Source organism: Shimia sp., from assembly GCF_039969785.1.
Taxonomy (GTDB): domain Bacteria; phylum Pseudomonadota; class Alphaproteobacteria; order Rhodobacterales; family Rhodobacteraceae; genus Shimia.
On sequence record NZ_JBDVNC010000048.1, the window covers coordinates 179,750 to 193,658 of the forward strand.

13 protein-coding genes are annotated in these 13,909 nt (G+C 58.3%); 12 read left to right on the plus strand and 1 reads right to left on the minus strand.

Translation table 11 applies throughout. The annotated features are described in order from the left end of the window. The first annotated feature begins 5 nt into the window (after positions 1-5). The 5 genes from cobN to cobJ are packed head-to-tail and all read left to right on the plus strand — an operon-like array spanning position 6 to position 6,528. On the plus strand, positions 6-3,290 hold the full coding sequence (gene cobN, locus ABJI08_RS21785) for a cobaltochelatase subunit CobN (protein ID WP_348403953.1): 3,285 nt from the start codon (positions 6-8) through the stop codon (positions 3,288-3,290). Beyond that, entirely contained in the window at positions 3,287-4,432 is a 1,146-nt protein-coding gene (locus ABJI08_RS21790; protein WP_348403954.1) for a cobalamin biosynthesis protein CobG, read from the plus strand. The genes cobN and ABJI08_RS21790 overlap by 4 nt, the downstream gene beginning before the upstream one ends. Beyond that, complete coding sequence (locus ABJI08_RS21795; protein ID WP_348403955.1) at positions 4,422-5,051, plus strand: precorrin-8X methylmutase; 630 nt, start codon at positions 4,422-4,424, stop codon at positions 5,049-5,051. Before ABJI08_RS21790 ends, ABJI08_RS21795 begins: the two co-directional genes overlap by 11 nt. Next, positions 5,048-5,779 carry a precorrin-2 C(20)-methyltransferase gene (gene cobI / locus ABJI08_RS21800; protein ID WP_348403956.1) on the plus strand — a complete coding sequence of 244 codons (732 nt, stop codon included), beginning with the start codon at positions 5,048-5,050 and terminating at the stop codon, positions 5,777-5,779. Before ABJI08_RS21795 ends, cobI begins: the two co-directional genes overlap by 4 nt. Continuing rightward, positions 5,776-6,528, plus strand: coding sequence for a precorrin-3B C(17)-methyltransferase (gene cobJ / locus ABJI08_RS21805; protein ID WP_348403957.1), 753 nt, complete (start codon positions 5,776-5,778; stop codon positions 6,526-6,528). The genes cobI and cobJ overlap by 4 nt, the downstream gene beginning before the upstream one ends. Here the strand turns inward: cobJ and ABJI08_RS21810 are convergent. Beyond that, a complete protein-coding gene (locus ABJI08_RS21810; protein ID WP_348403958.1) occupies positions 6,501-7,256 on the minus strand; it encodes a cobalt-precorrin-6A reductase in 756 nt (251 codons plus the stop codon). The genes cobJ and ABJI08_RS21810 overlap by 28 nt on opposite strands. Here ABJI08_RS21810 and cbiE point away from each other — a divergent pair. The 7 genes from cbiE to ABJI08_RS21845 all read left to right on the plus strand — a co-directional run bounded on the left by cbiE (position 7,255) and on the right by ABJI08_RS21845 (position 13,903). Further along, positions 7,255-8,454, plus strand: coding sequence for a precorrin-6y C5,15-methyltransferase (decarboxylating) subunit CbiE (gene cbiE, locus ABJI08_RS21815; protein ID WP_348403959.1), 1,200 nt, complete (start codon positions 7,255-7,257; stop codon positions 8,452-8,454). The two genes, ABJI08_RS21810 and cbiE, sit on opposite strands and share 2 nt — an antisense overlap. After that, positions 8,451-8,816 (plus strand): cobalamin biosynthesis protein, encoded by a 366-nt coding sequence (locus ABJI08_RS21820; protein WP_348403960.1) that lies wholly within the window; start codon positions 8,451-8,453, stop codon positions 8,814-8,816. Before cbiE ends, ABJI08_RS21820 begins: the two co-directional genes overlap by 4 nt. Further along, the gene (gene cobM, locus ABJI08_RS21825) at positions 8,813-9,607 is read left to right on the plus strand and encodes a precorrin-4 C(11)-methyltransferase (RefSeq protein ID WP_348403961.1); all 795 of its coding nucleotides are present in this window, start codon (positions 8,813-8,815) and stop codon (positions 9,605-9,607) included. The genes ABJI08_RS21820 and cobM overlap by 4 nt, the downstream gene beginning before the upstream one ends. Before the next feature lie 66 nt (positions 9,608-9,673). Beyond that, positions 9,674-10,984, plus strand: coding sequence for a cobyrinate a,c-diamide synthase (locus ABJI08_RS21830; RefSeq protein ID WP_348403962.1), 1,311 nt, complete (start codon positions 9,674-9,676; stop codon positions 10,982-10,984). Continuing rightward, positions 10,981-11,703, plus strand: a complete 723-nt coding sequence (cobA, locus tag ABJI08_RS21835) for a uroporphyrinogen-III C-methyltransferase (RefSeq protein ID WP_348403963.1) — start codon at positions 10,981-10,983, stop codon at positions 11,701-11,703. Before ABJI08_RS21830 ends, cobA begins: the two co-directional genes overlap by 4 nt. A 44-nt stretch (positions 11,704-11,747) precedes the next feature. Further along, a complete protein-coding gene (cobF, locus tag ABJI08_RS21840; RefSeq protein ID WP_348403964.1) occupies positions 11,748-12,509 on the plus strand; it encodes a precorrin-6A synthase (deacetylating) in 762 nt (253 codons plus the stop codon). Positions 12,510-12,826: 317 nt separating this feature from the next. Further along, positions 12,827-13,903: a response regulator gene (locus ABJI08_RS21845; RefSeq protein WP_348403965.1), complete on the plus strand. Its 1,077-nt coding sequence runs from the start codon at positions 12,827-12,829 to the stop codon at positions 13,901-13,903. Positions 13,904-13,909 lie beyond the last annotated feature (6 nt).

A 13,909-nucleotide genomic window follows, 5' to 3' on the forward strand; every position in this document is an offset into this window, starting at 1 on the left:
AGCTGATGCACGTCGTCTTTCGCGAAAGCCATGGGTTGGATGAAACCGAAACCCCGATTGACCTGGGTCAAACCCCGGCTGATCTGGTTGTTTTGTCGTTTTCTGATTCCGACCTTGGCGCTTTCGCGGCGGGATGGCACCGTGCCGACGGCAGCCTGCCGACCCTGCGGCTGGCGAATCTGACGGCGCTCAAGCATCCTTTGTCCGTAGACACATATGTCGAACAGACGTTGTCAGGCGCCAAGGCCATTTTGATCCGCCTGATCGGGGGCATTTCGTACTGGTCCTATGGCATTCAACAGCTGCGCGCGCTGGCCCAGGAAAAAGGCATCGCGCTGGCCGTGTTGCCTGCGGATGGTCGGCCTGATGAACGGTTGGACGAAGTTTCAACGCTGCCCGTCAGCACGCTGCACCGTTTGACGCACCTGTGTGACACGGGCGGCGCGATTGCGGCGCAGGCCGCGCTGGCGCAACTGGCTTTGGCAGCCGGGCTTTATGCCCGCCCCGTGCACGGTTCAAAAAACCTGCCAGACACCGGTGCGTGGACCCCGGAAACAGGGCTTTGCGCCATCGAAGCGACGCGCGATCCTGCAAAACCATTGATCGCAATCACTTTTTACCGCGCCTATATCAGCGCTGCGGATACTGCCCCGATCGAGGCGATGTTCACCGAATTTCGCGCCCGTGGGTTCGACGTGATTGGTCTTTTTGCCCCGTCTTTGAAACAGCCTGACACAGCGAAATGGTTGTCACAAACCCTGCGCGGTCTGCAACCATCCGCCATTGTGAATGCCACCGCTTTTTCAGGCAAAGGCAGCACCGGTATTTCACCGCTTGATGCCACGGATGCGCCCGTGTTTCAGGTCGCGTTATCCACCGCGCGCCGCAAAGACTGGGCCGGGTCTGAACGTGGCCTGTCGCCTGCCGATCTGGCGATGCACGTCGTGTTGCCCGAGGTCGACGGGCGTCTGTTCGCCGGTGTTTCGTCGTTCAAGGAACCCGGCAAGAAAGACGCCGCCCTTGAATATTCACGGTTTGCCCATCGCGCCCATGCTGAACGGATCAGCGCTTTGGCCGACAAGGTTCAAGGCTGGATCAAACTGGCGCGAAAGCCGAACGGTGACAAGAAAATTGCCATTGTGCTCAGCACGTATCCCGGCAAAAACTGGAATATGGCCCACGCTGTTGGGCTTGACGCGCTCGCCAGTACCGAAAGCATTTTACTCGATCTTGCCAGGGATGGGTTTTCCATTTGTGATGGCCCGGCGCTTGCCAATGTCTTGTCCGAGGCAACGCTGGACTGGTCAGTCGACGCCTATCGCGGCGCACTGAATTCGCTGCCTCAGCAGCTTCAAGATGATCTGAACGAAACATGGGGTGATCCAGAGGCTGACCCCGCTGTGCAAAACGGCGCGTTTCAGTTCAAAGCCGTAGCGCGCGGCAACGCTTTGATCACCCTTCAACCCGAGCGTGGTCAGCCTGACAAACGCGACGAAGAATATCACGATCTGACGCGCACCCCGCGCCATGCCTATGTTGCCTTTTACCTCTGGCTGCGTCATGCCCGCAGCATTGATGCACTGGTGCATATCGGTGCGCATGGCACGCTGGAATGGCTGCCGGGCAAGTCCGTTGCGCTGTCTGACACCTGCTGGCCCGAGGCGCTGATTGGATCGATACCGGTCATCTACCCGTTTATCGTCAATGACCCCGGTGAAGCCGCGCAAGCCAAACGTCGGATCGCGGCAATCACACTTGGCCATGTGCCACCACCGCTCAAAACCTCGGCCACCCCGCAACGGTTTGTCCGCCTTGAGACACTGCTGGATGAATTTTCAAATGCCGACGGGTTGGACCCGCGGCGGCGCGACCGGCTTCAGCAAGACATCAGCGACGAGGCTCAGGCCCTTGGTTTACAGCAAGAGCTGGGACTGGAAACGGCCATCTCACTTGCGGAAACCATCACCCGGATCGACACGTTTGTTTGCGACATCAAGGAAAGCCAGTTTGGCGACGGTCTTCATATCTATGGCCGTGCCCCTGTAGTGGAAGGCAGCTTCGACGCCGCACCTTCCGCACATTCGGAACGAGACGGTCTGTTGCGCGCCCTCAAAGGGCTGCGTGTCGGAGCTGGTCCATCCGGGTCGCCCTATCGCGGCCGCCATGATGTGCTGCCGACCGGACGCAACCTTTATACGACGGACCCGCGGTCTGTACCGTCCCGGGCGGCCTATGCACAAGGCGTTGCACTTGCCGAAGAGCTGGTGCGCAAACATCTGCAGGATGAAGGCGATTACCCGCGAAACCTGATTGTTGATCTCTGGGGATCAGCCACCATGCGCACAGCGGGCGAAGAGTTTGCCATGGCGCTGCATCTGCTGGGTGCCAAGCCGATCTGGGACGAAGGCAGCGAACGGGTCAGCGGTGTTGAAATTCTGCCAATCACGCTGCTGGAACGCCCGCGCATTGACGTGACATTGCGGGTTTCGGGCTTGTTCAGAGACGTGTTCCCCACGCTTTCAACCCTGTTTGGTCAGGCAATCAAAGCCCTGTGTGAACGTGATGAAGCCAAGGACTGGAACCCATTTGCAGGGCGCGTCACCGCGCCGCGTGTGTATGGCCCCGCGCCGGGCAGCTATGGGCTTGGCATGGGGCAGGACATTGAAAACTATACGGATACCGGGCGACAGGCAGCGGGCCAGGCATGGCTGACAGCCTCGTCATGGGCGCTGGACGGCGACAAACAAACGATGGACCGGGATGGCATTTCGGAACGCGTCGCCCAAGCCGACAGTTTCGTGCATTTACAGGACCTTCCCGAGACCGACATTTTGCTGGCGGCGGATTATGCTGCCCACGAAGCGGGTTTTGCCGCTGCTCAACAGATCACAGGCGGGTCTGCCGCGCTTTATCACATTGATAATACCAACCCGACCGCCCCCCGCGCCCGCAACCTGACCGAAGAAATTGCCCGCGTCGTTCATGCCAGAGCGACAAATTCTGACTGGCTGGCCGGTATGCGGCGTCACGGATTTCGCGGTGGCGCAGAAATAGCTGCAACGCTGGATCACATGGCGGCCTTTGCGCATCTCGCAGGCGCGGTGCCCCCGCATCTGTTTGACGCCTACCATGACGCCACGCTGGGCAATGACGCCATTGTTGATTTCCTGAACCGCGAAAACCCACAGGCTCTGGCCGCGATGCGCGACCGGTTCGCAGCGTTGTTTGAGGCCGGACTTTGGTCAACCCGGCGCAATTCGATCCTTGCCGATCTGGAGAACCAGCCATGAGCCGCCCCGAGGGCAAAGGATGGTGCCCCGGGGCTTATCGCCCGATGATGTCGGGCGACGGGCTGGTTGTACGGGTGCGCCCCATGATGGCACGCCTTGATCGCGACCAGATACTGGGCCTTAGCGAAACGGCACTTGAATATGGATCGGGGCTTATCGATCTGACCAGCCGCGCCAATCTGCAAATTCGCGGCGTCGCGGAAAAAGATCACGAGGCAGTTTTGACCCGGCTCAACGCCCTGTGTTTGCTGCCGGATGATCCCGATCTGGAAAGCCGACGCAATATTCTGGTGTCCCCGCTTTGGCAGCAGGACGATGAAACCTTTCAACTTGCGTCCGAGTTGACCAACCGCCTGCGTGAACTGCCCGACATGCCTGCCAAAATCGGGTTTGCAATCGACACCGGCCCTGCCCCGTTGTTTTCATCGGATTCAGCAGATTTCCGGCTTGAGCGCAGCGATGGCGGGATTGTGTTGCGGGCCGATGGCAACTCCAAAGGTCTGGCCGTTTCTTTGAACACCGCAATCGACGCGCTTATCGATATGGCGCGCTGGTTTGTGGCAACCGGCGGCGTCGAAAACCGTCGCATGGCTGCGCACTTGTCGCATGAGCCTTTGCCATCAAAATGGCAGACTGCACAATCCGACAGACCTGCCCCAGAGATCACACCCGGCCCCTGCAAAGCAGGCGACGTCTACGGCGCCGCCTTTGGCAAAATCAACGCTACAGAGTTGCGCGACTTGATGCACACAACAGGCGCAACCGCCTTGCGGGTAACACCCTGGCGATTGTTTTTGCTGGAGTGCGCAACCTCATTTTTGTCGGACGCCCCAAATTTCATCACGCACCCTGCGGACCCGCTCTTGCAGGTCGACGCCTGCCCGGGTGCCCCGCTGTGCAATGCGGCGACGGTCGAGACACGCGCCCTGGCACATACGCTCGCCAAAGTGTCCCCCACGCCACTGCATATCAGCGGGTGCGCCAAAGGCTGCGCCAGACCGCGCGCCTGTGCCACAACCCTTGTGGGACGAGATGGTAAATTCGACCTTGTTCGCAATGGGCGCCCATGGGATGAGCCGCACCTGACCGACCTCACACCTGAAACGCTTGTCCGACATATCGGAGACATTGATGCCCTATGAATACGAAAAAAACGGCCAGGCAATCTATGATGAGAGCTTTGCCACCATCCGACGTGAGGCTGATCTGACAGGCTTTGACGCCGATGAAGAACAGGTGGCTGTTCGTATGATCCACGCAACCGGAATGGTCGGCTTGGAAAAACATGTAAAATTTTCGGCAGGGATGGTCGCCGCCGCGCGCAGCGCTATGGAAAATGGTGCGCCGATATTCTGCGACGCCCGTATGGTGTCCGAAGGTGTCACGCGCCCGCGCCTGCCAGCGGATAACGAGGTGATCTGCACCTTGCATGCACCGGGAATACACGAGCTGGCGGCAAAACTGGGCAACACCCGGTCCGCTGCCGCACTGGAACACTGGCGCGACCGGCTGGACGGCGCCATTGTCGCTATCGGCAACGCGCCAACCGCCCTGTTTCACCTGCTGAATATGCTTCAGGATCCGAACTGTCCGCGCCCTGCTGCCATCATTGGGTGTCCTGTTGGGTTTGTCGGCGCCAAAGAAAGCAAAGACGCGCTTTGGAAGGATCAACCGGTGCCATGCTGCATCGTCGAGGGCCGTCTGGGCGGTTCTGCCATTACTGTTGCCGCCATCAACGCAATCGCGAGCCGTAAAGAATGACCAAAACAGGTACCATCTATGGCGTTGGCCTTGGCCCCGGAGACCCCGACCTGATGAGCGTACGCGCGCATCGGTTGTTAGGCGCGGCCAATCATGTCGCTTTCTTTCGCAAGGCAGGCCGCAAGGGTCAGGCCCGTCAGATCGTGGATGGGCTTTTGGCACAGGATGCGGTTGAAATTCCGATGGAATACCCGGTCACAACCGAAATTCCTGTGCATGATCCACGCTACAACGTACTGCTGTCAGCGTTTTATGAAGAGGTGACCCAGCACCTGATTGCTTTGGTTCAATCCGGTCAGGATGTCGTGGTTCTTTGCGAAGGGGATCCGTTTTTCTACGGCTCGTTCATGCATCTCTATGCCCGTCTGCGCGACGTGGTTCCGGTCGAGGTTGTGCCTGCGATCACCGGAATGTCCGGGGCGTGGACGGCCACCGAAACCCCGATCACGTGGGGCGACGATGTTCTAACAGTGTTGATGGGCACGTTGCCACAAGACAAACTGGTCGATCATATCAAACGCACCGATGCGCTGGTCATTATGAAGATCGGCAGCAATTACCAAAAGGTTGTGGCCGCGCTGAAAGACGGCGGAAAATTCGATGACGCATGGCTGGTTCAATTCGCGACCATGGGCAAACAAACCGTTACCAAGCTGTCCGATATGACCGATTCCGGCACGCCTTATTTCTCGATCATCATTGTGCATGGACAGGGGCGTAGACCATGAGGGGGTCCTTGGTGATCGCCGGTCTGGGGCCGGGAAATGACGCGCTGATCACACCCGAGGTGCAGGATGCGCTGGACAGGGCGACTGATATTGTTGGGTATATCCCTTATGTCGCGCGCATCGCCGCGCGCCCGGGGTTGACCTTGCATCCTTCAGACAACCGGGTGGAAATTGACCGGTCACGCCTAGCGCTGGACATGGCATGCAACGGTAGGCAAGTCGTGGTCGTATCTTCCGGGGACCCGAGTGTTTTTGCAATGGCTTCTGCGGTTTTTGAAGCTGTCGAACACGGCGAACCCGACTGGCGCGATCTGGACATTCAGGTTCTGCCCGGCATTACTGCCATGCTCGCCGCATCTGCAGCCTGTGGCGCGCCGCTTGGGCATGATTTCTGCGCCATCAACCTCAGCGACAACCTTAAGCCATGGGACCTGATCGAAAAGCGTTTGCGCCTTGCGGGCGAGGCTGATTTTGCAATGGCGTTTTATAATCCCAGATCGAAATCACGCCCCGAAGGGTTCGCCAAAGCGCTGAAAACGCTACAGGATACTTGCAATGACGCGCGCCCGATCATCTTTGCGCGCAATGTGTCCCGCCCTGATCAGACAATCAATATCGTGCCTTTGACAGAGGCCACGCCAGACATGGCCGACATGCGCACCGTGGTTTTGCTTGGATCGTCGCGCACACGGATTATTCAGCGTAACGGCACGCCCTTTGTCTATACACCCCGGTCTGTCGAGGGATGACCAATCCAGTCAATCACTTGCTCAACATGTGCCACTTCCGGCCGGGGCGGCAGTGCGGGGCGGTCAATCATGATCACCGGAAGCCCCAGCGCGCGCGCAGCATGCAACTTGGCCTCGGCTCCGACACCTCCTGCATTTTTGCAAAGCACAATGTCCAGTTTATGGTCCCGGAAAAGCGCCGTATCCTGCGCAATTTCAAAAGGTCCCCGCGCCAGCACAACCGAATGGTGCGGCAAGGGTATCGACTCACCGGGCGCATCAACAAGCCTCAGCACATAATGATGCTGGGGTTGGCCGCCAAACGCGGGCAGATTGAGCTTGCCAAGTGCCAGCATCACACGTCTGGCAGGTCCGTTCAGCGCCGCCACAGCACCAGTCACATCCGCCACGTGCCGCCAATTATCCCCGGCTTGCGCCTGCCACGGCGGGCGGGTCAATGCCAGCAAAGCAACATCCTGAGCTCGACACGCCTGATAAGCATTCCAGCTCATCTGCGCGGCAAATGGGTGAGTGGCGTCGACAACATGGGTAATGTTATGATCCCGCAAATACCGGGCCAACCCGTCGACGCCGCCAAATCCTCCGACCCTTTGGGCAATCGGCTGGTCTTTGGGGGTCGCCACACGGCCCGCATAGGAAAACACCGCCGTAATCCCACGCTCAGCAATCGCGCGGGCCAGCGCACTTGCTTCGGTGGTACCACCGAGAATAAGGAGATTTGGGTCCATGGCTGATACTCCGTGGCTGACCATAGTGGGCCTTGGCGAAGATGGACCGGATGGCCTGCCCGCCGCAAGCCGCAAAGCGCTGGACGACGCGCAGATTGTCATGGGCGCGGCGCGGCATCTTGGATTGTTACCGTACCTAAACGCCAAAACGATCGAATGGCCTGTGCCATTTGCCGACGGTTTGCCCATGCTGATCACGCAGCGCGGCACGCCAACAGTTGTGCTGGCCTCTGGCGATCCATTCTGGCACGGCGCAGGCAGCACAATCGCCGCGCTTTTGGAGTCTTCCGAATATCGCTGCCTGCCTGCCCCTTCGACCATGTCCCTTGCGGCGGCGGCTCTTGGCTGGCCGCTGGACCAGACCCCAACGATTGGCCTGCATGCTGCCCCTTTCGCCCGCCTGCGCCCCCATTTGCACGCAGGACAACGCGCCCTTGTCACTGTGCGTGATGGCGCGGCCGTTTCCGGTTTTGCCAATTGGCTGTCCGATCTCGGGTTTGGCGACACAACCTTGCACATTCTCGAAGCGTTGGGCGGACCGCGTCAACGCATCCGGCAGGCTTTGGCGAGCGATATGACATTCCGGGATATCCAGCATCCGGTGTGTATCGGACTGGACATATCCGGCAACGGCGCGGTCATTCCGCTCAGCTCAGGTCGCCCTGAAAGCCTGTTTGATCATGACGGCCAGATCACCAAGCAACCGGTGCGGGCCCTGACCCTTAGCGCCCTTGCCCCACTTGCGGGCGAACATCTTTGGGACATTGGCGGCGGATCGGGGTCGATCTCCATCGAATGGCTTTGGGCGCACCCGGCCAACCGCGCCACAATAATCGAAACCGATCCCACGCGCGCCGAACGTATTTCCGCCAACGCGTCCCAACTTGGCGTCGACCGTCTGACAGTTATCACCGGGACCGCCCCCGAGGCGCTGCGCGACCTGCCCTCCCCAGACGCAGTATTCATTGGGGGTGGGCTAAGTCATGAAATGCTGGAAAGCGTTTGGACAATTATTCCCGCTCAGACACGTCTGGTGGCGAATGCTGTGACGCTTGAATCCGAAGCGGTGCTTGCTAACTGGCATGGCACAAAGGGTGGCGACCTGACCCGCATCGAATTGGCGCACGCAAAACCTCTGGGTCGCAAGCACGGTTGGAAATCATCTTATCCCATCGTGCAATGGAGCGTGCGCAAATGATTGTCGCAGGTTTTGGATTTCGAGCCAGCGCCACCGTGGCATCCTTGCGGGCCGCGATGGCGGCAACCGGGCACCCTGCGCCGGACGTTCTGGCCACACCTTCAGACAAAGCGCATTCCGACTGTATCAGGCAAATTGCCCAGGAACTATCGCTTGAAATTTTGCCGATCCCCCCTCAAAAGATGCAAACCATGGCCACAGAAACGCATTCCGAAACCGTACGCGCAAAGCGTGGCACTGGCAGCGTCGCAGAGGCTTGCGCGCTTGCTGCAGCGGGCAACAACGCCCGCCTTTTGACACCGCGCCACGTTTCCCCGGATCGACTTGCCACCTGCGCCATTGCCAAAGGAGAGCCACAGTGACTGTCCACTTCATTGGCGCCGGTCCCGGTGCCCCGGACCTTATTACCCTGCGCGGGCGTGATTTGATCGCGTCCAGCCCGGTTTGCCTTTATGCGGGGTCGCTGGTGCCCGAGGGCATACTTGCCCACTGCCCGGACAACGCCACTGTCATCAACACCGCGCCGCTTGATCTGGATGCCATCATCGCACATTGCAAATCCGCCCATGACGCGGGTCAGGATGTGGCCCGCCTGCATTCCGGCGACTTATCAGTCTGGTCCGCGATGGGCGAACAACTTCGACGATTGCGGGACTTGGATATTCCGGTCTCTGTAACGCCCGGTGTGCCCAGCTTTGCTGCCGCCGCCGCCGCGCTGCAAACCGAGCTGACCCTGCCCGGTCTGGCGCAATCAGTGATTCTGACCCGCACGCCCGGGCGCGCCTCTTCTATGCCGCAGGGCGAAAGCCTGACCAATTTCGCAGCCACTGGCGCAACTCTGGCCATCCATCTGTCAATTGGAAATCTTGAAACCGTGATCAACGATCTGACACCCGCTTATGGTTCGGATTGCCCGGTTGCGGTGGTGTACCGGGCCAGCTGGCCTGATCAACAAGTGATCCGCGCCACATTATCCACAGTACAACAGGCCATTGGCCAGGACATCACCCGAACCGCATTGATCCTTGTCGGCCCTGCCCTTGGAGCTGAGGGTTTTGATGATTCCTGCCTCTATGCCACCGAATATGACCGGCGTTATCGCCCACAAACCGCCGACAGCCAGTGGTCGGGCTGGAGACATGGCGATGATTAAACCCAGCGATGCTTGCTGTCGTAATCCACGCGCACAACTGCCCATTCTTGCCAAGGACGTCCAACCATGACCGCAGCTCCCGGCCTTTTGATCTCTGCCCCCTCGTCGGGCACGGGGAAAACAACCGTTATGCTTGGCCTGCTGCGCGCGCTCGCGGATGATGGCCTTACCGTGCAACCTTTCAAATCCGGTCCGGATTATATTGACCCCGCGTTCCACCGCGCCGCAGCGCATCGCCCGTCATTCAATATCGACACATGGGCCATGCCACCGGCGCTGATTGGGGGTATCTCGGAACAAGCGGGCGGCGCTGACATTATTATCTCCGAAGGCTCGATGGGGCTGTTTGACGGAGTGGCGACAAAAGGTGAAAGCGGGTTTGGGTCATCGGCGGAAACCGCGCTGAAAATGGGCTGGCCTGTCATCCTCGTGATTGATGTTGGCGGGCAGGCCCAATCGGCCGCGGCCACGGCCCTTGGGTTTCAGTCTTACAATCCCGATCTGCCATTTGCCGGTGTCATTCTGAACCGCTGCGCTTCTCCGCGTCACGAAAGACTGGCGCGGCTTGGCATGGATAAGGCCGGTATTAACGTTCTGGGCGTCCTGCCACGACGCGGAGACCTTGCACTGCCAGAAAGGCATCTGGGGTTGATACAAGCGGTCGAACACCCCGATCTGGAACAGGCCATTCAGGGCTATGCAACATTTCTGCGCGAAAATGTCGATCTGGACGCTATCAAGGCTGCGGCGCGCGCCGGGGCCGCCGACACCGGTGCATTACCCAAACCACCCGCACAAAGCATCGCACTGGCACAAGACGCCGCCTTTTCCTTTACCTACCCCCATGTTTTGACCGGATGGCGCAATGCCGGCGCGCAAATCCTGCCATTTTCTCCGCTTAACGACGAAGCTCCTGCACCAGATGCCGATCTGGTCTGGTTACCCGGCGGCTACCCCGAATTGCACGCGGGAACGCTTGCCAACAACGCTCAATATCTGGCTGGATTGCGCAAACACGCCCAGACCAAACCCGTGCACGGCGAATGCGGCGGGTACATGGCGCTTGGCACTGCACTGATCGACAAAGAAGGCACACGGTATGAAATGGCCGGGCTTTTGGGATTGGTGACATCTTACGAAAAACGCAAGTTCCATCTTGGCTATCGTCAGGCGACATTGCACGCGCCAATGCCTGGCTTTGGCACAGGTGCCCGCTTGCGGGGCCATGAATTTCACTATTCCACCATTCTGGAAGAACCTGACGCACCGCTTGCGCAGGTTGGAGACGCAGACGGCAATCCCGTCCCTGAAACGGGGTCTGTGCGTGGCAACGTCACCGGCACGTTTTTCCATATGATCGCAGAGGCCACGACATGAGCGGTTTTGTCAGTTTTGTCGGTTCAGGTCCCGGTGATCCTGAACTCCTAACACTCAAGGCGGTTGATCGGCTCAAACGCGCCGAGGCGGTGTTGTTTGACGACCTCTCATCCGGTCCCATTCTTGAGCACGCAAGTCCGGAATGTGACCTCGTCGGCGTTGGCAAACGCGCAGGTCGCCCCTCGCCCAAACAGGACCATGTCAGCCAGCTCCTTGTAGACTATGCCCAATCCGGAGCGCGCGTTGTGCGTTTGAAATCAGGTGACAGCGGTATTTTCGGGCGCCTCGAAGAAGAGATCGACGCCCTGCGCGCCGCCGGGATTGAGTTCGAGATTATTCCCGGCGTCACATCGGCTTGTGCCGCCGCCGCCGCTGCGCAAATTCCGCTAACCCGCCGCATGATGGCGCGGCGCGTGCAATTTGTAACCGGCCATGACGTTGCAGGCGCCCTGCCCGGCGATCTGCACCTGCAATCATTGGCCGATCCCGGAGCAACCACGGTTTTGTTCATGTCCAAACGCACGTTCCCCGCTCTTGCGGAAAAACTGTTTGATACCGGATTGCGGCGCGACTGCCCTGCCTTGCTGGCCGAAAACGTCAGCCACCCGGATCAGACGTTGCTCCGAACAACGATGGAAGACCTTGCAACACTGCTGGCGCAGGACATCACCGGCGCACCGGGTTTGATATTGTTTGGGGAACTGGCCGAGTCACCTTAGGTCACAAGCCGAAGGTTCAGAACACAGGGTGCGAAAGGACGATTATGATCCAGCTTTCACTTGTTGGCATCGGCTCGGGAAACCCCGACCATCTGACGTTGCAGGCCATCCGCACTCTGGAAAATGCGGACCTCATATTGTTGCCCCGCAAAGGCACGGACAAATCCGAACTGGCCGATCTGCGCCGTTTGATTGCCCGCGACCACCTGAAGACCGCACCGCACATTGTCGAGTTCGACTACCCGGTGCGCGACACCTCGACCCCCAAATATCTGGACGGGGTCAACACATGGCACGACGCGCTGGCGGCGATCTGGGGCAAATTGATCGACCAGCACATCCCCAATGACGGCCATGTTGCTTTGATGGTTTGGGGCGACCCGTCGCTTTATGATTCAACCCTGCGCATCGCCGAACGATTGACGGCGCAAGGCTTGGCAATCGACGTCAATGTGGTGCCCGGAATAACGTCTTTGCAAATGTTAACCGCCGCCCATGCAATACCGTTGAATACACTCGCAGGCAGCGTGCAGATCACCACAGGGCGCAACCTCAGAGATCACGGCTGGCCGTCTGACGCCGAAACCGTCGCCGTCATGCTGGATGGAAATTGCTCTTTCGAACACCTGATCGCGGACAATCTGATGATTTGGTGGGGGGCATATGTAGGCATGCCTCAACAGATATTAATACACGGTTCACTGGCAGATGTGGCACATCAGATTTCGCAAACCCGCGCCAGTGCGCGAGTCGAAAATGGCTGGATCATGGACATTTACCTGATGCGAAAATGCACGCCTTCTTAGCGACGCACTCGCCTTAAAGTACGATTCCACCCCCAATTTGCACGCAATTGCATATCGAATACGCGGTTTGATTATTCCAAAATTCGCGTTTTTGCCTAACAAACACTGATCATTTCACGCTGATTGGCGTCAAACCCGCCATTCAGCCGATCAAATTCGCGTCAAATTGCAATAACCAATTTTTCGTCAATTTGTCGACGCATTCCACCAGCAAAATCAGCCTGTCGAACACAGTATCTTTCTGTTGTCCGGCGTGTTTGTAAATTGTGCTTTGCTTGGTCCACCGAATGAACAGCCAAACTGAAAGGGCTGATAACATGAAGATTCTGGCCGTCGACGATGACGAAAGTATCCGTGAACTGCTGACCGAGGCAGTTGCGGCAAAGACATCTCATTCGCTCCAGACTGCGCCTTCGGGGCCAGAAGCCATTCGTATGATTGCGCGTGAAACTGAGCCATTTGACTGCTTCCTGCTGGATATTCAAATGCCGGTCATGGATGGCATCACACTGTGCTCAAAGATCCGCAAGACCAAAGGATATGCCCGCAAACCGATCATCATGCTGACAGCCATGTCGCAGAAGAAATACATCGACTCGGCCTTTGCCGCAGGGGCGACGGACTACGTGACGAAACCATTTGATTTTCTGGAATTGTTCAGCCGGATCAACGTTGCCGAAAAGCTCGCCAGCGAACAGATGCGTGTAAACGAAGGCATCTCGGAGATGTCAGCACTCAAACGGGATTTGCTTGAGAATGCCGCCCACAGCCTGAACGAACCGGTCGAAATCTCGGGTGTGACCCAGGTCGTCGGCTATGTCGCCTTTGAGAACTATATCATGCAGCTATCGCGCGCCTCATTGCTGCGCGCCTCGGTATTTTCAGTGAAAATTGCCGGTGTTGAGCGTCTCTTTGACTCCGTCAGCCACCTGTCTTTTAAGCAAATGATCACGGATATCGCCAGCGAGGCCGTGTCTGTATTTGCAGATAACAACGCGCTGGCCACGTATCGCGGCAATGGCGTATTTCTGGTGATTGCTCCAAAGATGGGGCATTTCTCGCATACGAAATTCGAAGTTGATCTGAACAGCCGGCTGGATTTTGTACCGTCCCTTCATGTGGAAGGCCAGAATGTCAAAACCTGTGTTGGCGAACCTGTTTCCATGCGGTCTCTGACCAAAGCTGGCGCTTTGTTTTCGCTCCAGAAGGCCTCAGCGAACGCAGAACAGCGCGTCAAGAACCAGAAAGAAGTCCTCGCGCTGCTGCGCAAGTCCATGCGGTTGCACCGCCGGTCCGGATTCCAAAACGAAATGGAGCGCCGCGCTTACGAAGTGTTGTTGCAGGACGCTCTGACTGAGGACACGTCAGGGGCCGGAACAAAAGCCTACAGCTAATCCAAA